The organism is Halomonas sp. SIMBA_159, assembly GCF_046536035.1.
Classification (GTDB): domain Bacteria; phylum Pseudomonadota; class Gammaproteobacteria; order Pseudomonadales; family Halomonadaceae; genus Vreelandella; species Vreelandella venusta_A.
In genome coordinates this window covers 1-269 of sequence record NZ_JAWJBT010000656.1, presented here as the reverse complement: position 1 = coordinate 269, position 269 = coordinate 1, and the positions used below count along the sequence as shown (strand labels likewise).

Below are 269 nucleotides of genomic sequence, written 5' to 3'. Positions count from 1 at the left end.
ACCCGTGACCACGAACTTCATGGGCGCATTCCCCCCGGCCAATTATTGGAAGTGGCCGAAAGAGATGGACGTCGTCGCTGATGACAACTATCCCGACCCGAATGTCCCGGAATCGTTCAGGGATTCCGCTTTCGCTCGCGACCTGATGCGCTCGCTCAAGCCCGGGGTGCCATGGATTCTGATGGAACAGAGCACGAACGCCGTCAACTGGCGTCCGACCAACGCACCGAAGAAGCCCGGCCAGATGGCGGCATTGTCGATGCAGGCAG

General features: G+C 60.2%; 1 protein-coding gene. It reads left to right on the top strand.

The window, feature by feature from the left end; genetic code table 11:
• Positions 1-269, top strand: a 269-nt coding sequence (locus tag R0J87_RS20835; protein WP_498888642.1) for a beta-galactosidase, incomplete at both ends; no start/stop codon positions are given.